The sequence below is a fragment of the Priestia sp. GS2 genome, from assembly GCF_036409025.1.
In the GTDB taxonomy this organism is placed as follows: domain Bacteria; phylum Bacillota; class Bacilli; order Bacillales; family Bacillaceae_H; genus Priestia; species Priestia aryabhattai_A.
On the sequence record NZ_JAZGJX010000002.1, the window covers coordinates 60,336 to 78,930 of the forward strand.

Consider the following 18,595-nt stretch of genomic DNA (forward strand, 5'->3'; position numbering starts at 1 on the left):
CCTACAATTTAATTTGTAGTTGCAATTGTATTAGTAGGCAACTGCAGTTTTCTTAGCGCCTTTTTTCAATAATGATTTAGCTGTTAAGATTAGTGCTGATGTTAATCCAAAGCTAGCAAACATTGAGATTAAAGCTAGAACTGTGCTGCCTGCTTCAATTGCTGTTACGATTACGTTTGCCCAGTATTCAGAAATTCCTAATGCTCCTGCGATATATGCTACTACTTCCATGTTTTCCACCTCATTTTAAGATTTTTAATTTATTAGTAAGCTACTGCTGTTTTCTTAGCGCCTTTTTTCAATAATGATTTAGCTGTTAAGATTAGTGCTGATGTTAATCCAAAGCTAGCAAACATTGAGATCAAAGCTAGAACTGTGCTGCCTGCTTCAATTGCTGTTACGATTACGTTTGCCCAGTATTCAGAAATTCCTAATGCTCCTGCGATATATGCTACTACTTCCATGTTTTCCACCTCATTTTAAGATTTTTAATTTATTAGTAAGCTACTGCTGTTTTCTTAGCGCCTTTTTTCAATAATGATTTAGCTGTTAAGATTAGTGCTGATGTTAATCCAAAGCTAGCAAACATTGAGATCAAAGCTAGAACTGTGCTGCCTGCTTCAATTGCTGTTACGATTACGTTTGCCCAGTATTCAGAAATTCCTAATGCTCCTGCGATATATGCTACTACTTCCATGTTTTTCACCTCCTTTAAATAAAATTCATTCTTTTCTTATTAGTAAGCAATTGTTTTTTGCTTACCAATTTGTTTGATTAACTTTCTCAATGTACTAATTAAGGTTCCAGTTAATCCAAAGCTTCCAAATGCAGCCAATAACTGTGTTACTGTATCTCCAGCCATGATGGCATTCACAATCAAAGTAGCCCAATACTCGGAGATTCCTAATGCTCCGACTAAATTAGCGATTACGTCCACCCTCTCACCTCCTTCAATCAGTGCATTTTTCTTAATTTAAAAAGCTCAATAGCATAGAAGAAATGGTAAGAAATACCAGCCACGTAGAGAACACAAGGATCATGCTTTTTTTCCTACTAAATCCAATACATACGCTAGCACCTAAGGCAATGATGAAATAACTCCAAATGCTGAATATTTCAAGACTAGAGAAGAAATTAAGGATAAAAACCGAATCAGTCAAAGATTGTATCGTAAAACCTAAGCTTGTAATTGGCATTTCCATAGTGTTTTCATTAATAAATAATAGGTTAATTGCTTTCCCAATAATAAGGGGGATTTGCGCAACCATCACGATATGAAAAAGCCCTTTAAACGTTACTCGAACCTGTGCAAATGATAAGATAATCTTATAAATTAAAGTAGAAATTAAGACGGTAAATAAAAATTGAAATATTCCTACTAAAGTGGTGCCAATTACCATAATCATTTGACTTTTTCCATTTTGCAGTTCTTTTGGCAACATGGATCCAATTTCATTATTCGTTAATAAGTGTTGAGAAAGTAAATATGTAATAATTCCATATAAAACTAAAATAATGAAGATATTAACCCCCAGTTTTCTTTGCACTTTTAGCTGACTAAAGAATTTAACTGGGCTAAATAGTGCGCTAACTAGACTAATGGGGTTGTTAGTCGAGAGTGATACAGATTGTTTATTTTCCATTACTTCAGATTGATTCACCATGGTACTTTCTCATCCTCCTGTTTGTTGGTTGCTTCCTGAATAAATAGTACAATAAAAACCTAAATAATAAACATTTTTTGGATATTATGGTCGTTTTTTGTATTTTCAGGGGTTATTTTGCTAATATTAGTGACTAAAATAAAAAGACTAAATCCCTAGTTTTTTAAGGACTTAGTCTTTTTTTCATTTTTTTCTTCTAACAAATTCATATGTTGTAATCGAAAAAACAATAATTATAATCAAGGAGATAACCATAATGTCCTTTACCTCTCCTTGATAAATAGCTAATATAAGTGGCGGTGAAGCGAATAGTAAAAACACGATAGTAGCCAGTATAAAGAATTTTTTAGTCATGCGAAGTGCCTCCTGACGTACTTAACATTGAAATAAAGTAGTCTTCTAAGCTTTCATTTTTTGTGAAAACACTTGATATATCTCTTTCTATTTTTAAGATCTTTCCTTCGTTAATGAAGACCAAAGAGTCACAAAATGTTTGTGCCACTTCTAGCTGATGGGTAGAGAGCAAAATAGAGTTACCTATTGATGCATAATCTTTTAAAATGGATTTTATTTTTTTCATATTAATTGGATCAATCCCAGATATGAATTCATCTAACAGTAAGACGCTAGGCTTATTCAGCAGGCTGCCCATCAAAGCTAACTTTTTTTTATTACCTAATGATAAATTTTTAATTTTCTTATCGATTTCTTTCTCTAGATGATAGTAAACAATTTGTTTCTCTACTTCCTCTTTTGATAGATTTAAATCAGTTAATTCCATAATAAACTTTATATATTCTCGACCTGTTAATTCGTCATATAAATACGGATGATCAGGTATAAAAGTGACTTCTTTCTTCATTTTCTCTATGCTTTCACTATGCAAAAGCACCTTTCCCTCATCCGGTGTGAGAAGTCCCATTGCAATTTTTAACGTTGTGGTTTTACCCGCTCCATTCTGCCCAAGAAATGCCGTTATTTTCCCTTTTTCAATATCAAATGAGATATGGTCTAATATGCGTTTGGTTTCAAACGATTTACTGACGTTTTGAAAGCGTAAAGAGTAGTTCATACAATCACTTCTCTCTATAAGTTTATTTGTTCAAAGCTTGATTTTTTAACTAATAGTTTGGAAACGAGCCACAGCGCTGTTCCAACAAATAAAAGAAGAATTATTCCAATCATGCCCCACTGAATGACAAGATAGCTTGAAGTCCCAATACTATCCACTAGAAACAAAGCCGTAGGAAGCATCAATAATGGAACCATTAACCCAACGGTCCCAAAGCGGATGACATCGGCGACAATTTTCTTATCTGGATAATCGTCTAACTGTTCGATATTTTCGTAATTAAAATGCGGTCTAAGTACTCCAGGCAAGAACATTAATAAAGCAAAGAAGAAAAAGCTAATAATATGCAATAACAAAGTCATGATACTTAATATGAGCGACATTTGATTAACAAAAAAGAATACGATATCTGCGATGATAAACAAAGGTAAACTTGTCAAAGCGAATAGATGAAACCGATATTTAAACACATCCCATAATGATTTTCCATTTAACAAATAAGTAATGACTTGCTTCCCTTCTCCGTCCACAGAAAACATACCATTTAACTCGGAGAAAATTGAATATACGTAGAAATAAGTTAAGAAAAACAAATAAAATGACATGATTAAAAAGTAAATCTCTTCACTTGGATTAAGGCTTTGCAGGAGGCCTGTAATCACTCCCCAAATTACCCAAAATAAAAATGATCCTAAAACAATCGGAAACCGATAGCGCAAATAATTCGTTCGATAATGATGCTTGGCTAAAATAGTTGTATAAGATGTGCCAGGAATAACTTTAGCTAAAAAAGTATTGAAAGCCTCTATTCTTTTAAACGGATAATATGGAGTTCTTCTATGATGATTCATTTTTGATAAAATGAATAAAAGAACAATCAATGCTACAAAGAACATTGCTAGCTTCATTAAGGCATGGAGTTGAAGACCATTAAACAAAATGTCTGAAAACACGTTATAAGGCATATAAGGATGTAAGAAGATTTTTGATAGCGGTGCTAAAATAGAAAAAATAACGTCTACTCCATCATTAATCCATTCATTGTAAAGTGCATAATTGACATTATTGCTCGTTAAAGGAAATTTCTTAATCCACGGAGAGGTCACTTTTCCAACAAAAAAAGCTGTATATACAATCAAAAGGCGAACAGTTAGGTTCGTTAACAATCTCAAAAAGAAATTCCATTTATAGTGCTGTAGCTTAATATAATTGTTATGCAATATTGAAACAAGCAAAGTCAGCAGCAAATAGCTACCTAACGTTAAAATTAGTAAGCTAGCAAGATAAACTTTATTTACACCTGTAACAACGCCTAAAGCTACTAAAATTGGAATATAGTTAAAGATAAAATCCTTCGTGTCCCATACAATTGATTCTAAATAGATATAGATGTTTGCTTTTCTTTGCTTGATCTTTAACGTAATCATTAACCATTCTTGATCTTTCGATTGTATTTGCCATTTAGAAGAACTTACTCCCGAAATAAAGGCAAAAATCATAATTAGACAAAATAAAATTGACCAAAGAATCTCCCCATTTTGTTGTATGGAAGACAACATCTTTAAAATTAAATTAAGCACTAGACTTTGCTTCGCTTCACCAGTCGTTAACTGTTCGTTAAGAACTATGTATTTTAAAAGAAAATACGTTCCGAAAAAAATGAAGCATGAATGAATTATATTTTGAATAAAAAATAAGACCCAGAGGCTTCTTCCAACTGATAAATCTCTAAAGATTTTAATATAGTTCCATTGATTCTTCCATCGAATAAAAAGCTTCCATTTCAGCCATTTGCTTATCATTTTTTTCACCCCTCCACTATATTGCATTACAATATAGTAACTCAGAAAACTTCTTACAATAATTTAAAATAAACATACATATATGTCTACATCTTCTGCTTATCTAGGCACTTTTTCGTCTTAACAGGGTCAAAACACGGTCTGTTAAAATTATCAAATTAACCAAGTATTGTTATTTTTAGAAATAATTATTGTAATTAACATATTAAAAAAATGCAATATATGCTATTTTATATATCGTAAAGGGTTGTTAGCATAATAAAAATAGGAGGTAAAAAGAATTAAAATGAACTTCTTCGTTGAACTAGCAGGCACCTTTTTAGAAGTTTTTTCATTAATGTTTTTCTTAATTGCCTTTTTAGGTATTAAATTTTCCAAGGTAAGAGCACAGTTCATAGCAGCCAACTCAATCGGAGTAGCATCAATTATGCTATTGAAGTTAACGACCAACTTTTCACACGCCATTACTTTTTTATGCAGCTTTCTCATTTTATTCATCTTAGGAAGCTTAATTTTCAAGATTAGCTTTTCTGCTGCGTTTATTTCAGTAGTACTCGGTTTATGTATTTTATTATTAGGAGAATTGATAGCACTCCTTTTTTTAGGAAATACCTTTGATGTCATAAGCTTATTGGAAACTCAGTCCTTTAAGAAAATGTTCATTGCGTTACCTCATATTCTATTAATTAATTTCATTAGCTTTCTATTTATTAAATACAAATTATCTTTCATTCCTTTAACTATTATTTACAAAGATCAGAATGAATTCTTTTATAAGCAACATGGGCCAAGGTATATCATCTTAACTTGCTTCACTATGGTACTTATCATTGTTGTAGCATTTACGATTTCGTATAATTTATTTTATTTACAACAAACGAATTCATCTATTTTATTCATTACGGTTGTATCTATCATTTATCTGCTATTCTTTTCACAAATTGTGCTTAAGCATGAATCTGAACGATTAGAGAAACTGTTAGAAAAGCAGCATGAGGTGGAAATTAAGCGATACTTTCAAGTTATTAAATCTCAGCGGCATGATTTTATTCATCACCTTCATACACTATATGGATTAATTGCCCAGCAAAAGTTTCAGGATACTGAAGCATATATAGAGGAAGTCATTGAAGATGTGAGAAAAGTAAATGAAGTCATTCCTATTCATCACCCAGCCGTTTCGGCTTTACTATTAACTTTAAAGCAGCAAGCACATACCAAAAATATTCAGATGTCCGTAATCGCAAAAGATAATTTAGCCCACATTCCCTGCAAAGTAACCGATATTAATCGCATACTAGGAAATTTAATTTCAAATGCGATGGATGCACTAACGCATAATAAAAAACAAAACAGATGGATTGAGGTTTTAATTGAGGCTGAACATTCATCCAACGAATACATATTTACAGTAACAAACAGTGGAGAAATAGACCCTAATGTTGCTTCAAAGTTATTTAACAATCAATTTACAACTAAGTCAAATGATCATGAAGGTATTGGCTTAATTGCTACTAAGCGGATTATCGAGAAATATGAAGGCATGATTTACCTAGAAACAACTAGTAATACTACGGCTTTTATTGCTAGACTTCCAGCTATGAAAAAGAACAAAGCGATTTAAAGGAGAGAGACAGATGGATAAATATAATGTTTTAACCGTAGATGATCAGATCCATTGCACGGATATGTTAAAAAATTTATTAACACAATATCCATTTATCGAAAACATTTATAGTTATTCAGATCCCAGAGACGCACTAGCATTTCTACAAACATCAGCGGTTGATTTAGTTTTCTTAGATATCGACATGCCTCACATCAATGGTTTAAAGTTAGCGGAAACCATTAAACAGCAATTTCCTAATATTTTATTGATTTTTGTAACAGGTCACTCTGACTATGCTCTACATGGGTACGAATTATATCCTATCGACTTTTTATTAAAGCCTGTAAGCCCGTTACGACTTGAAAAAGCCTTGGTTCAGTTTCGTAACCAGCGCTCAAACAGAACGGTTTCTCAAGAACTTAATCTTGATAGTACACAAGAGCAAGCGACAAAGAAAATCACGGTAAGAGACAAAAGCTCCATTCACTTTATTACAATCAATGAAATTAATTTTGTTGAAAAACGAGGCCGAAAATGTATTATTAGCGTAAAGGATAACAAAGAGATTGAATGCAGCAATACACTGAACGAACTGGAAAAAATGTTAAGCAAACATCATTTTTTCAGACCACACCAATCATTCGTAATTCCTTTATCAAAGGTCGCTGAAATTAAGCCTGATGAATACATGCGCTCTTATTTAATCGAGCTTGAAAATGTCAATGCAGAAATTCGAGTTAGCAAAAACAAGTATAGTGAATTGCGACATGCCATTAATTCATATCTATAAGCGTGCTATATATCTTAGTGAAACAAAAATATCCCTTTTTATAAGGGATATTTTTGTTAGTTAAACAATCGTTTTCTACTCTTTTGAATCAGAACCGATAACCTCTAGCTTCTCTAAAGGCCAGTATGCAAGCTCTGCTTTTCCAACCACCTGATCGTACGGAACCGTGCCAAGCATCGGCGACCTGCTGTCTAGGCTGTTGCGGCGGTTATCCCCCATCACAAATAGCTGTCCGTTTGGTACAACTGTCTCACCTGTATACTCTTCAAGCTTAAAGTCTTCTGTAAGAGGTTGTCCCAATAAACCTTTCTTATATTCGTCCAAATAAGGCTCTTCGTATGCTTTTCCGTTAATATAAAGCGTATCATCTTTATATTCAATATGATCACCAGGCAGTCCAATGACGCGCTTTATGTAATCTTTATTCTTTGTCACGTGAAACACAACAATATCAAACCGATCAACACCTCCTAGCTTATTGACAATCATGCGTTCTTCGCTTTCTAGCGTTGGCATCATCGACGCGCCGTCTACAATGATTGGAACAAACACAAAGTTTCGTACCAAAAAGACAATGGCAACTGCAATTAGAATGGATTTACCCCAAGCTACTATTTCTTTCACTCGCTACACCTCTATTCAACATTTCCTTTTCCTACTTCTAGTTTGTTCACCATTTTATCCATTTAGACCTCTTTTACACTCTATCTTATTTTATTATACTTGATGTAAACGCCATATTTTGTTTATGTAAAATAAGTAAATAGCGACTAGAAAATGTGTTTATGAAGGGATATTGGGTGCTAACTACTGTCATGTATCTATTATTTATAATCAGTTCGGGCTTTTTCTATCTATATTCATTTAATAAAAGCGGATTTACTTACTTTGCCATCAGCACTTTTATTCTGATGATGTTGAGCATAATTAATTATAAAGTCAATTATAAACAAAGAAGAAAACCGCCTGTGCACTAAGGGACTGGCGGTTTTCTTTAAATCATTTCATTTATCACTTGGTGCTGTAGCCTTTAAAATCATATCCGTACACAGCCGTTAATTCTTCAAAGCTTTTATACGAATACGTAATGGCCACTGGCGTACCTACTTTTACTTTATCAAAAAGTTTGGTTACATCCGCATTATGCATACGAACGCAGCCTAAGCTCACGTATTTTCCGATGCTGCTTGGATTGTTATTTCCATGAATTGCATATGTATCTCCGTACGTTCCGTTGGCATTTAAGCCAATCCATCTATTCCCTAATGGATTACGAGGATCTCCACCAGGAATTTTCCCTTTATAATAAGGGCGATTTTTTATTTTATTTACTACCTTAAAAAAACCAACCGGAGTATTTTCCCACGACTTTCCGGTCGCAACAGATTTCACCATCTCTAAACTTCCATCTTGATAATAAGCTAGCTTATTATAGTATTTGTTGATAATAATTAAATCTTGATTTGCTGTGCTTTTACTAGCAGCTTCTGCTTTATTTGTTGGAAGTCCACTTAATAAAACCACGAGTAATGCTAAAACAGTAATCCCCTTTGTTAACACTTTTTTCATTGTAACTGCTCCCCTTTTTTCTGTTTATAGGCAAGTAGCAAACAGACCTTTTTCTCTATAATTTACTATATTTTTAATATATAACAATAAAGGTAAAAAATATAGATTAATACATAATTAACCATTAAAATTTTGTCAAAAAATCATTAAAAAAGTCGAGAAGTTGCTCAATTTATGGGCAACTCCTCGACCTTTTTTACTATTTATATACAAATTTTCTGTTTTATTTCTTATCTAAATGATTTAACTGCTATATCTGGTCTACTAGAATAAGAACAGTAATTAGTTCAGGTTGCAGCAAGCTCACACTATTCTAACTTCCTTATCCGCTTACGACTTATGCTTTTCTGTAAGAATGGTTTGAGCTAAGTTCTTGTCCAAATGTTCAAAATCATAGTACGAGATAATATCATATAGCTCGCTTCTTGTCTGCATATCTCTTGTTGCTTCTTTTTGAGTACCCGTCGCCTTGATTAGCTCAAATATCCTCTCGTACGCTTTTGCTGCTACGCGAAGTGACGAGACTGGGTAAATGACCATTTGAAAACCCATATTACTAAATTCTGTTGCTGTATAGTACGGTGTTTTCCCAAACTCTGTCATGTTAGCTAAAAGAGGAGCTTGAATTTGCTTTTTGAACGCTCGAAATTCTTCTTCGGAACCCAGTGCTTCAGGGAAAATAGCATCAGCTCCTGCTTCCACATATGCAGCTGCTCGTTTGATAGCTTCCTCCAAACCTTCGCTACTGCGAGCATCCGTCCGAGCTACAATAATTAAAGACGGAGCAACTTCTTTAATTGCTCTAATCTTTTGCACCATTTCTTCTATTGTTACAAGCTGTTTTCCATTGAGATGACCGCATTTTTTGGGAAGCTGCTGATCTTCAATTTGAACGGCAGCTACGTTTGCTTCAACCATTTCTCTAGCGGTACGGGCAGCATTTAAAACGCCACCAAAGCCTGTATCAATATCAACTAGCACAGGCAAGTTTGTAGCTCTTATCAAATCCTTCGCTCGGTCGGCTAACTCAGTAGATGTCACGATTCCTAAGTCGGGCAGCCCCCGACTTGCAGTGTAGGCCGCGCCTGATAGATAAAGTGCTGAAAAACCCGCTTGCTTAGCCACAAGTGCGGCCATAGCATCATGCGCACCCGGAAGTTGAAGGATTTCTGGTGCATCCATAAGCCGTTGAAACGTAGCAGCTAGCTCCTGCTGAGATAACGGCTGATTGACAATCCACGTCATGTAAACCCCTCCTTATTTAGCTTAAAAACAATTGAACAAACTCGTTTACGCTCATGTTTTCAAGCTCCTCTTGGTTATAGCAAACTCCTTCGATTCGCTTTTGCTGCTTAAGAGGAAAACGCGTTTTGATGTTAGTCGAGAATTTTTCTTTAACCTTTGGAATGGCTTCATCTCTTCTAAAACGGTGGCCTAGCGGATACTCACACTCTACTTCTTCTGTTTGGGTACCATCTTTAAAATGAATCTGTACGGCATTTGCAATCGATCTTTTTTTCGGATCCAAGTAGTCTTCGCTATACTGTTTATTTTCAACAACCTTCATCTTGCTGCGCAGCTCGTCAATTCGCGGATCAGCTGCAACTTCGTTTTCATAATCTTCGGCAGCAATTGTTCCTTTAAGAAGACCAATTGCCGTAATATACTGCAAGCAATGATCTCGGTCCGCTGGATTATGAAGCGGCCCTTCTTTATCAATAATGCGAATCGCAGACTCATGCGTTGTAATTGTAATCGACGCAATATCGTTTAATCGATTCACGACTTCTCCGTGCAGTTTAACTGCGCACTCCGCGGCCGTTTGAGCGTGAAACTCTGCCGGGTAAGACACTTTAAACAGCACGTGCTCCATGACATAGGAATCAAGCGGGCGGCCAAGCGTTACCTGTTTCTTATTAAATAATACGTCTTGGAAACCCCAATTAGGTGCAGAAAGCGCAGTCGGATAGCCCATTTCTCCTTTTACTGCCATCATAGCCAGCTGTACGCCTCTGCTCGTGGCGTCTCCCGCAGCCCACGACTTTCTCGAACCGGTATTCGGCGCATGTCTGTAGGTACGTAAGCTCACCGTATCAATCCACGCGTTGGACAAAGCATTAATAATTTCTTCACGCGTTCCTCCAAGCATTTTAGTAACAACTGCAGTCGTAGCAATTTTCACAAACATCACGTGATCTAACCCAACTCGGTTTAAGCTGTTCTCTAACGCCAGTACGCCTTGAATTTCGTGTGCTTTAATCATCATTTCAAGTACATCACGAACAACCAGCGGCTCTTTCCCTTCTGCTATACGTACGCGGCTAATGTAGTCAGCCGTCGCTAAAATACCTCCAAGATTATCAGAAGGATGTCCCCATTCTGCCGCTAGCCACGTATCGTTATAATCCAGCCAGCGGATGATGCAGCCAATGTTGAACGCAGCTCGAATTGGATCTAACTCAAATGACGTGCCCGGCACCCGGCTGCCATTTGGAACAACCGTCCCTGGAACAACTGGGCCGAGAAGCTTTGTGCACTCTGGATAACTAAGCGCCAGCATCCCGCACCCAAGCGTATCAAGCAACACATAACGAGCGGTTTGGAACGCTTCTAAACTCTTAATCTCTTTATGAAGAACATAATCTGCAATTTCCTCTAACAAAACATCCGCTTTGACTTGCTCATTCGTTTTCAACATGTGCATCTTTCCTTTCTACTCAAATTTATTTATGATAGAAATGGGTATTCGCCAAAATATCCATTCGGTGAGCGGCCGTGAACAACCCCAAATTGTTAAAAGCGGCGCTCGCCCACATACTGTACGCGCGGTCTAAAAAGTCGATTATGTTCATGTTGCTCAATAACGTGCGCACACAATCCGACCGTTCTAGCACTAAAAAAGATTGGTGTATAAAGTGAAATAGGAATACCAAGCATCCAATAAACAGGTGCTGCGTAGTAATCTAAGTTTGGATAAAGACCTTTTTCACGCTTCATAAGTTCCTCGCCCGCCTCGCACATGCGATAAAGACGATCATCTCTTTGCAGGTCGCATAGCTGTTTGAGAGACTCTTTCATCATTAAAGCGCGCGGATCAATCTTGTTCATATACACGCGATGTCCAAATCCCATGATACGCTCTTTTTTATAAAGCTTAGCGGCCAGCAGCTCTTCAAATTTATCCACAGTACCAGCTTCTAAAAGCATTTCCATTACCGCTTCATTAGCTCCTCCATGCAGGTTTCCTTTTAAAGAAGCAACCGCTCCTGTCAACGCTCCGTATAAATCAGACTGAGTAGAAGAAATGACTCTCGCCGTAAACGTTGAGTTTGGCATCTCATGCTCACTGTATAAAACAAGTGAACGATCAAAGATTTGCTCTTCCAGAGACGATGGCTTCTTTCCGGTGATCATATAAAAGAAATTTGCGCTATACGATAACTCTTTAAGGGGACGAATAGGTTCTTTCTTCTCAATTAACCGGTAGCTGTTGGCCACAATCGCAGGCACTTTACCTAACAACTTGTAAGCACGGCTTTTATTTACTGATAGCGAGCGGTCATCAAGCCTCGTATCAAAGCCAGAAAGAAACGAAATTCCTGTTCGCAATCCATCCATTGGATGCGTGCCGTTAGGGAGTAAGCGGAAGACATCCAACAGTTCATCTGGAATGTCATACGTTCCTTTTAAAAATTCTTCCACTAATTTCTTCTCGTTATTATTGGGGAGCCTTTCTTCTAGTAAAAGATAGATCATATCAAGATAGCTCTTTGATTTTGATAGCTCAATCAGGTCATATCCTTGAATAATAATTTTCCCTTGCTGGGTATCGAGAAATGAAATTTTTGTTTCAGTAGCTACAACCCCTTCAAGTCCTGGAAAAAACCTCGCTTCAGTCTCCATATCTCTTTTCCTCCATTCCAAATATCTCTTCACCTACTATTTTGTAAGCCTTTTCAATATTGTGTAAAAAAAGAGCCTTCTTTTCAGCATCCCCCCTCTCGTCTACCACGCAATCTCTTAACTCCTGATAATAGTCTGAAAGTGTACAAGGGTTCTCTGCCACTACGTTATTCATAATGCTCGCTTTAAAGTAATTCACAAAATACTCAACTGATCCATCCACAGCTGCTCACCTCCATCACGCGTACCCTGTAAAAAAACAATAAAAAAACAACTTCTCAAAGAAGTTGTTAAGCTGCGAGACAATACTCAAATAAACATGTATTTAAATCATTTTTAAAACATGTTTGTCACTTCGCACTTAACACCCCCTATCCGCGTAGGTATTGATGCATGCTAAAACAGGCAGGTCTCCTGGCTTATGATCATCACTCTTCGAACCTTCCCATCTTCATTTCCATGAAAACAGTGGCGTTTTTCGAATCGCTCCCAAATACAGTTGCGGGACAGCGCCGGACTCCAACCGAACTTCCCTTTTAAGCAGATAAAAGATACCTTTCACCTACACCTGTTTCTACACCGATATTAAATTCACTTTAAACATATCAAATTTTATAAATTTTTACAATTTTTATTTTCATTTCACTTAGCTAACACTGTACAACACTTCATTTTTCAAAGCACTTATCTTATAAATCCATTTATAACCTCTCTGGCAAAAGCATAAATAAAATATAGAAAGATTGTTTTTGTTAATTATTGGATAATAAATCCTGTATAATAAAGGAAAAACTTAAAAGTAAATTTGCTTTATGCCAAAGATGAAAGGAGCGATTTCATGAAAAAACGATGGATTTCCTGGTGGATTACAAACTGTTTTTGGGCCATGCTATTTGTTTTAGGCACTATTATGGTATGGACGCGAAAAGTGGACGGAGCGGGTGCCATTCAAACCCCTGAGATTAAACTATTATCCTTTATTGTGTTAGTGCTTGCCTTTGTCATTCCGCTTGTGATTCAAATTGTATGGCTTGTTGTTAATGTAAGAACGAGTAAATGAAACCTACCTATCAATTCCGATCTTATAATCTCCTACTCTCCTATGTTATGATGAAACAAAACAGCTGTAAGGAGAATGAACCGTGAAGAAAAAAATAAAGGTCGTTGCGGCCGTTATTGAAAATGATCAAAATGAAGTGCTATGTGCTCTTCGCTCAAACGACATGTCTCTACCGAACATGTGGGAATTTCCTGGTGGAAAAGTAGAAGAAGGCGAAGACATCTACTCTGCGATTGTGAGAGAAATTGAAGAAGAGCTGCACTGTAAAATCAAAGCAACCGAATTACATAACGAGCATACGCATGAATACGATACGTTTATCATTGAGCTTATTGCCATTAAAGCTGAAATTGCTGAAGGTACACCGCAGCCTACTGAGCATGCGAAGCTTGTTTGGTTAAACAAAGAAAATCTTCATTCACTTGTCTGGGCACCAGCTGATGTTCCGGCGGTTGAATTGTTAGTAGAAAAGAAATAGCCTTCTCATGATGAGAAGGCTATACTCTTTCCGTAAACTCTGTATACAAAAGTGCTGGAATTTCATTTTCTAATTCTAAAATGACCGTAATTGGCTTTTCTCCGTGGTACTCAACCGTATTTCCTTTTCCGATATAAATAAACGGCTCAGTTTTTTCATCAATTTTACGATACTTTCGTACAAACAGATGCAGATGAATACCTCTATCTTTGTTAAAAATGATATTCTTTCCTCGCTCAGATTTTTGGGTCGTACTGTTTGGCGTTTGCCAGTGGAACGTGCGCTTGTCGATAAACTTATCCTGATAGTTAATGCTTTCTTTAATGTCTTCTTCCTTATGAAGATCAATAAACAAGAAGAATTCTTTCTCACTTGTTAATAAGCCAGAACCACGAAACGAGCTGTGCGTTTTCCGATAGTTTGATAGTAAAGCTGGGTCCATCATCGTGTACTGTTCATACAGCTTTAAGTGCGGTACGCCGTAATCTCGTTTACCAAACTCTTTTTCGTAGCGAAAAATACCATAATCAATCGCATCTTTAATAAACGGCTTAAACTGATCGTTATGTAAAACATTCACAAAGCGCTCCGTTTTCACCGCTTCTTCTCCGTTGAAATCAAGTAGCTTCAACTTAGAACGAAGCTGACCACTATCATAGTACGCTTGATTTAACACTTCAAACGCATGCCTTACCGTATCTTCCTCCACGTTCTCTACGTATTTCAAGATTTCCTTATTAGCTTGCTTCAGTGAAACTTTGTCATGACCTAGTAAATATTTCAAAATCACAAACTCGTATACCCGCTTGATTGGTAGCTTACTAGACAATTCCTTAAGGGCACTTTCAAAGTCTTCGTGAAGCAACAAAGTTTTCAGCTGGTCGTCTTTTTCGGTTTTTGCTACAAACTGAAGATATGATTTTTCTTTATTAATAAATTTCACTGGGTCAGGCGCTCCGTCGAACTTTAAATAGTCCATGAGATAATACGGAATCATGCCTTGATTTAATTTTTTGAACTCGTTGTACTCTTCTCTCAGGTACTTCAGCGAATTGAAGTTTTCACGGTCAATTTGCGCTAAAATTCTGTCGCGTGAAATCTCATCCATTTGAATATGCGTAGCACCTGGAATACTTGGGAATCCCGTTGCTATAGCTACCTTTAAGCTTTCCTTATCGTAATAGCGGCTGCCGTTTAAGGCAAGGGCAATTAAAAAGACCTTGCTGTGATTTCCGATAAAATCAAGCACTGTTAGGAATGATTTGCTTTCGTGCTTGCGCAAACCACGTCCCAGCTGCTGGATGAAGACAATTGGTGAATTTGTTGGACGAAGCATTAATACAGAGTTCACCGATGGAATGTCCACACCTTCATTGAAAATATCTACTGAAAAGATGACTTCTAATTCATCTCTATCATCTTCTAATCGTTTAATACACGCTTGACGCTGAAGGATGGAATGGCCGCCATGTAACACTTCACTTTTGTAGCCACGCTTATTAAACTGTGCTGCCATATACTCAGCGTGCTCAATACTAGCGCAAAAGCCAAGCGTTTTACGAGTTAAACCGTCGTGACCATAAAACTCCATGTTTTCAATAATAAAATCAACGCGCTCATTTACTTTTAACCGTTTGGTTACCTCGGCTATATCATCAATGTCAATACCACTTAAATCAACATCTTCAATATCCGTAATACCAAAATAGTGAAACGGTACGACTAACTGATCTTCTAGCGCTTCGTGAAGACGAACTTCAATACCTACGTTGTTATCAAACAAATCAAATACGCTCATGCTGTCGCTTCGCTCTGGCGTTGCCGTCATGCCTAGCGTAAATGCTGGCGTAAAATAGTCCATTACTCGCTGATAAGAAGGACTTGTCGCATGGTGCGCTTCATCATAGATAATATAATCAAACGAATCTCGCTCAAACGTACTATAGTGCTTCGTTAACGTTTGAATCGTCGCAAACAAGTAGTCTGCTTCTTGATTTTTCGAGCTTCCTGTCAAAAAGCCAAACGTCACTCCCTCGTTCACAAGCAGCGTTTCAAACGTTTCTTTTGCTTTTTGGAGTATCTCTTCTCGGTGTACAATAAACAAAAGGCGCTTTGGCTTCACTTTTTGCACGTCGAATGCTGACATATACGTCTTACCTGTACCCGTTGCCGCAATGACTAAAGCTTTCGTTTCACCAAAGCTGCGCAAGCGCTCTAAATTTCCCATCGCGCGCTGTTGCATCTTATTTGGCTTGATGTATTCACTCTGTTCAAAAATCATCTGAGGCTTGTACGCTGCTTCCTTTAGCGCAGCCAAAAACTTTCCGTACTCCTCGAGAAATTCGCTCGTGGCGTCGTTGCTAATGTCCCACAAATGCTCGTATTCCTTTAGTACATCTTGAATGAAAGGCGTTTCGCTCTTTGATACAACCTCTACATTCCACTCAATATTGATTTTCAGCGCGCTTTGCGTTATATTTGCAGATCCAATAATCACCTTGTAGTCGCTCTCATACTCAAAAATATAAACCTTCGTATGAAACCCTTTTTCTTCTACCGAGCTAAATACCTTAAGATCAATATTATCAAAGCTTTTAATCTTCTCTAACGCCTTCACTTCCGTAAAATTCAAATACGTCGACGTAATAATACGACCTTCTACACCACGATTAGCCGCTTCCTTCAAAGGGTCTAAAAGCAGCTGCAGCCCGCTAAAATTAATAAAAGCCACGCTAAAATAAAAGCTCTTACACTCTTTCAAAGAAGTCACAAGCTCATGTAGAAGATTCGTGTTTTTTGAGTTTACTAGTAATCGATTGTTCATGTAGTCCACCGCTCCACCTTTTTCCATTAAACTGTTACTTTTAGTTTAGGGGTTTGGATGGGGTGGATCAAGGGGTTTTTGGTAAACAGCAAGAGTTAAAGTATCTATCTTATAAACTATCATCAACCTCTTTACCCTCAAACAACTTCCCACAATTTGTTAATCCTATGCTAAAATCATTCTAAATGTTTTAATGCATTTCATACATGGAAACGAGGAAACAAAATGACGAAAGCGAAATGGCTACTGATTTTTCTGTTCGTAATGGACTTAGGACTAACATCTATGCATCTATCAGGATATTTTTTCCTCTTTTTAAAACCCACAGGTTATCTCATTCCTTTAGTCATCAATATCATCGTGCTATTTTTTGTTAACAAAAAGCTGTGGGTTGGTTTAGGACTAATCGTTGGAATTCCGGCCTTATTTATACATGGGTTTATGGTCTTGTTCATGGATTATGACTATACAAAGATTGATTCTCCCAGTCACAAACAATCTCTTGTAATTGAGTATCGTCACGTCACTCTAGGTGAGACAACGTATTTTTATCACTTTTATAAAACACGATTTGGAGTAATTGGTAGGCTTCTCGACAATCAATCGGTGGAATTTATGGTGAGAGGACCCGAATATCCTGTTGAAGAAGGAGCTGAAGCAGCATTAGGAGCCCATAATCCAACATGGGTTTCCAAAGATATTGTCAGGTTTAACTCATGGAAAGGAGCAAAAGATGTGTATTTAGCCTCTTCTTCATCGTCAGTCAGTACAAAAGAAATAGAGAATTTCATACTAAAAGCAAACAGCAACAGTGACGGAGAGGCAATAACCATTGACGGGAATGATTTCATCACTCGGTATGATAAAAAAACAGGTCAGCGCTGGATTGATGTTGTAAGCGCTGGTGACGAAGGGCTAATACCCAGACAGCAGTGCTCCCGGATTGTACGCAACGAAGAGCGCGGGTATTATATGCTAGAGGAATGTACGCATCAGTGGGAGTATAAGCTGTATCCTCTTACGGACGGACAGTAATACTATAAAAAATGAAGGAGCTCAGATCCCTAAGCTCCTTTTAATCTTTCCCTACAGCGCTAACTGCTTTACAATTTCCTTCTCAATCTTTCTCGGCTCCACAGTCGGCGCATAGCGCTCTAATACATGACCTTTCTTATTAACAAGAAACTTTGTAAAGTTCCACTTGATGTTTTTAGATAGGAGACCCTTTTTTTGATTCTTTAAAAACGTAAACAGCGGGTCTTCATTCTCTCCGTTCACATCAACCTTCGCAAACATTGGGAAAGTTACGCCGTGATTCAGCTGGCAGAACTGCGTTGTTTCATTAATATTATCAAACTCTTGGTTGTTAAATTGACCGCATGGAAAACCTAAGATTTCTAAGCCCTGCTCGTTGTATTTGTCATATAGCTCTTGTAGCTCTTTAAACTGACCTGCCAAACCGCAGTGACTAGCCGTGTTCACAATGAGCACTACTTTGCCTTCATACTTCTTTAATGCTTGTTCTTCGCCATTTGTCTTTTTTACCGTTAAGTCGTACAAAGTCTCCACATTCGCTTCCCCCTTCATAAAAATTGTGCGCTATTTAATTTTATAAAACATTTATAGGGAATTCAATCATTTTCCTTTTCATCAGAACCACAAAACGATTTAAATAACAATTTCCAGCACAACAAGATGCCCCGTTCCCTTGCACTTTTTATTTAATACTATTAAAGTATATAGTGTTGAATTTCTTCTATAGTAGAAATCAGCTCTCTAACAATCATTTCACTTTTTAATTTCGGGAACGCGTTTCCCTTTAAG

The 18,595-nt window shown here is 37.0% G+C and carries 20 protein-coding genes and 1 riboswitch; of the genes, 5 read left to right on the forward strand and 15 right to left on the reverse strand.

Annotated elements, in window-relative coordinates:
- Positions 1-30: 30 nt before the first annotated feature.
- From V2145_RS19610 to V2145_RS19640, 7 genes are all read right to left on the reverse strand, one after another.
- Positions 31-231: a circular bacteriocin, circularin A/uberolysin family gene (locus V2145_RS19610; RefSeq protein WP_076512897.1), complete on the reverse strand. Its 201-nt coding sequence runs from the start codon at positions 229-231 to the stop codon at positions 31-33.
- A gap of 32 nt (positions 232-263) precedes the next feature.
- Entirely contained in the window at positions 264-464 is a 201-nt protein-coding gene (locus tag V2145_RS19615) for a circular bacteriocin, circularin A/uberolysin family (protein WP_076512897.1), read from the reverse strand.
- 32 nt (positions 465-496) lie between these two features.
- Positions 497-697, reverse strand: coding sequence for a circular bacteriocin, circularin A/uberolysin family (locus tag V2145_RS19620; RefSeq protein WP_076512897.1), 201 nt, complete (start codon positions 695-697; stop codon positions 497-499).
- 39 nt (positions 698-736) lie between these two features.
- On the reverse strand, positions 737-937 hold the full coding sequence (locus V2145_RS19625) for an uberolysin/carnocyclin family circular bacteriocin (protein WP_094911416.1): 201 nt from the start codon (positions 935-937) through the stop codon (positions 737-739).
- A gap of 31 nt (positions 938-968) precedes the next feature.
- On the reverse strand, positions 969-1,664 hold the full coding sequence (locus tag V2145_RS19630) for a YIP1 family protein (protein WP_222582566.1): 696 nt from the start codon (positions 1,662-1,664) through the stop codon (positions 969-971).
- Positions 1,665-2,010: 346 nt separating this feature from the next.
- Positions 2,011-2,736: an ABC transporter ATP-binding protein gene (locus V2145_RS19635; RefSeq protein WP_094911414.1), complete on the reverse strand. Its 726-nt coding sequence runs from the start codon at positions 2,734-2,736 to the stop codon at positions 2,011-2,013.
- Positions 2,737-2,750: 14 nt separating this feature from the next.
- The gene (locus tag V2145_RS19640; protein ID WP_222582565.1) at positions 2,751-4,538 is read right to left on the reverse strand and encodes a hypothetical protein; all 1,788 of its coding nucleotides are present in this window, start codon (positions 4,536-4,538) and stop codon (positions 2,751-2,753) included.
- A gap of 286 nt (positions 4,539-4,824) precedes the next feature.
- Between V2145_RS19640 and V2145_RS19645 the strand changes: the two genes are divergently transcribed.
- Positions 4,825-6,162 (forward strand): sensor histidine kinase, encoded by a 1,338-nt coding sequence (locus V2145_RS19645; protein WP_222582564.1) that lies wholly within the window; start codon positions 4,825-4,827, stop codon positions 6,160-6,162.
- A 13-nt stretch (positions 6,163-6,175) separates the two neighbouring features.
- Positions 6,176-6,937 carry a LytR/AlgR family response regulator transcription factor gene (locus V2145_RS19650; RefSeq protein ID WP_330988160.1) on the forward strand — a complete coding sequence of 254 codons (762 nt, stop codon included), beginning with the start codon at positions 6,176-6,178 and terminating at the stop codon, positions 6,935-6,937.
- A 75-nt stretch (positions 6,938-7,012) separates the two neighbouring features.
- Here the strand turns inward: V2145_RS19650 and lepB are convergent, their stop codons facing one another.
- From lepB to V2145_RS19680, 6 genes are all read right to left on the reverse strand, one after another.
- A complete protein-coding gene (gene lepB, locus V2145_RS19655; protein ID WP_311859571.1) occupies positions 7,013-7,561 on the reverse strand; it encodes a signal peptidase I in 549 nt (182 codons plus the stop codon).
- Positions 7,562-7,948: 387 nt separating this feature from the next.
- Positions 7,949-8,506 carry a L,D-transpeptidase gene (locus tag V2145_RS19660; protein WP_210611180.1) on the reverse strand — a complete coding sequence of 186 codons (558 nt, stop codon included), beginning with the start codon at positions 8,504-8,506 and terminating at the stop codon, positions 7,949-7,951.
- 330 nt (positions 8,507-8,836) lie between these two features.
- Complete coding sequence (gene prpB, locus V2145_RS19665) at positions 8,837-9,751, reverse strand: methylisocitrate lyase (protein WP_094911408.1); 915 nt, start codon at positions 9,749-9,751, stop codon at positions 8,837-8,839.
- 16 nt (positions 9,752-9,767) lie between these two features.
- A complete protein-coding gene (locus V2145_RS19670; protein WP_330988161.1) occupies positions 9,768-11,204 on the reverse strand; it encodes a bifunctional 2-methylcitrate dehydratase/aconitate hydratase in 1,437 nt (478 codons plus the stop codon).
- Between the two features lie 95 nt (positions 11,205-11,299).
- Entirely contained in the window at positions 11,300-12,409 is a 1,110-nt protein-coding gene (mmgD, locus tag V2145_RS19675; protein ID WP_311859578.1) for a citrate synthase, read from the reverse strand.
- Entirely contained in the window at positions 12,399-12,632 is a 234-nt protein-coding gene (locus V2145_RS19680) for a hypothetical protein (protein ID WP_094911405.1), read from the reverse strand. The genes mmgD and V2145_RS19680 overlap by 11 nt, the downstream gene beginning before the upstream one ends.
- A 164-nt stretch (positions 12,633-12,796) precedes the next feature.
- A riboswitch (cobalamin riboswitch) is annotated at positions 12,797-12,996 on the reverse strand.
- Positions 12,997-13,247: 251 nt separating this feature from the next.
- Here V2145_RS19680 and V2145_RS19685 point away from each other — a divergent pair.
- Positions 13,248-13,469, forward strand: coding sequence for a DUF3923 family protein (locus V2145_RS19685; protein WP_210611184.1), 222 nt, complete (start codon positions 13,248-13,250; stop codon positions 13,467-13,469).
- An 82-nt stretch (positions 13,470-13,551) separates the two neighbouring features.
- A complete protein-coding gene (locus V2145_RS19690) occupies positions 13,552-13,947 on the forward strand; it encodes a (deoxy)nucleoside triphosphate pyrophosphohydrolase (RefSeq protein WP_094911403.1) in 396 nt (131 codons plus the stop codon).
- A gap of 19 nt (positions 13,948-13,966) precedes the next feature.
- On the opposite strand, the gene V2145_RS19695 is transcribed toward V2145_RS19690, so the two are convergent.
- Complete coding sequence (locus tag V2145_RS19695; protein WP_330988162.1) at positions 13,967-16,771, reverse strand: DEAD/DEAH box helicase; 2,805 nt, start codon at positions 16,769-16,771, stop codon at positions 13,967-13,969.
- A gap of 225 nt (positions 16,772-16,996) precedes the next feature.
- On the opposite strand from V2145_RS19695, the gene V2145_RS19700 reads away from it, so the two are divergent.
- The gene (locus V2145_RS19700; RefSeq protein WP_330988163.1) at positions 16,997-17,806 is read left to right on the forward strand and encodes a hypothetical protein; all 810 of its coding nucleotides are present in this window, start codon (positions 16,997-16,999) and stop codon (positions 17,804-17,806) included.
- A 51-nt stretch (positions 17,807-17,857) separates the two neighbouring features.
- Here the strand turns inward: V2145_RS19700 and V2145_RS19705 are convergent, their stop codons facing one another.
- Positions 17,858-18,340, reverse strand: a complete 483-nt coding sequence (locus V2145_RS19705) for a glutathione peroxidase (RefSeq protein WP_311859585.1) — start codon at positions 18,338-18,340, stop codon at positions 17,858-17,860.
- Between the last annotated feature and the right edge of the window lie 255 nt (positions 18,341-18,595).

What these genes read in the sequence shown, in the direction of transcription:
- V2145_RS19610 (WP_076512897.1), bottom strand. Translation starts at nt 231, where the DNA reads ATGGAAGTAGTAGCATATATCGCAGGAGCATTAGGAATTTCTGAATAC.
- V2145_RS19615 (WP_076512897.1), bottom strand. Translation starts at nt 464, where the DNA reads ATGGAAGTAGTAGCATATATCGCAGGAGCATTAGGAATTTCTGAATAC.
- V2145_RS19620 (WP_076512897.1), bottom strand. Translation starts at nt 697, where the DNA reads ATGGAAGTAGTAGCATATATCGCAGGAGCATTAGGAATTTCTGAATAC.
- V2145_RS19630 (WP_222582566.1), bottom strand. Translation starts at nt 1,664, where the DNA reads ATGGTGAATCAATCTGAAGTAATGGAAAATAAACAATCTGTATCACTC.
- V2145_RS19635 (WP_094911414.1), bottom strand. Translation starts at nt 2,736, where the DNA reads ATGAACTACTCTTTACGCTTTCAAAACGTCAGTAAATCGTTTGAAACC.
- V2145_RS19640 (WP_222582565.1), bottom strand. Translation starts at nt 4,538, where the DNA reads ATGATAAGCAAATGGCTGAAATGGAAGCTTTTTATTCGATGGAAGAAT.
- V2145_RS19645 (WP_222582564.1), top strand. Translation starts at nt 4,825, where the DNA reads ATGAACTTCTTCGTTGAACTAGCAGGCACCTTTTTAGAAGTTTTTTCA.
- V2145_RS19650 (WP_330988160.1), top strand. Translation starts at nt 6,176, where the DNA reads ATGGATAAATATAATGTTTTAACCGTAGATGATCAGATCCATTGCACG.
- V2145_RS19660 (WP_210611180.1), bottom strand. Translation starts at nt 8,506, where the DNA reads ATGAAAAAAGTGTTAACAAAGGGGATTACTGTTTTAGCATTACTCGTG.
- prpB (WP_094911408.1), bottom strand. Translation starts at nt 9,751, where the DNA reads ATGACGTGGATTGTCAATCAGCCGTTATCTCAGCAGGAGCTAGCTGCT.
- V2145_RS19670 (WP_330988161.1), bottom strand. Translation starts at nt 11,204, where the DNA reads ATGTTGAAAACGAATGAGCAAGTCAAAGCGGATGTTTTGTTAGAGGAA.
- mmgD (WP_311859578.1), bottom strand. Translation starts at nt 12,409, where the DNA reads ATGGAGACTGAAGCGAGGTTTTTTCCAGGACTTGAAGGGGTTGTAGCT.
- V2145_RS19685 (WP_210611184.1), top strand. Translation starts at nt 13,248, where the DNA reads ATGAAAAAACGATGGATTTCCTGGTGGATTACAAACTGTTTTTGGGCC.
- V2145_RS19695 (WP_330988162.1), bottom strand. Translation starts at nt 16,771, where the DNA reads ATGAACAATCGATTACTAGTAAACTCAAAAAACACGAATCTTCTACAT.
- V2145_RS19700 (WP_330988163.1), top strand. Translation starts at nt 16,997, where the DNA reads ATGACGAAAGCGAAATGGCTACTGATTTTTCTGTTCGTAATGGACTTA.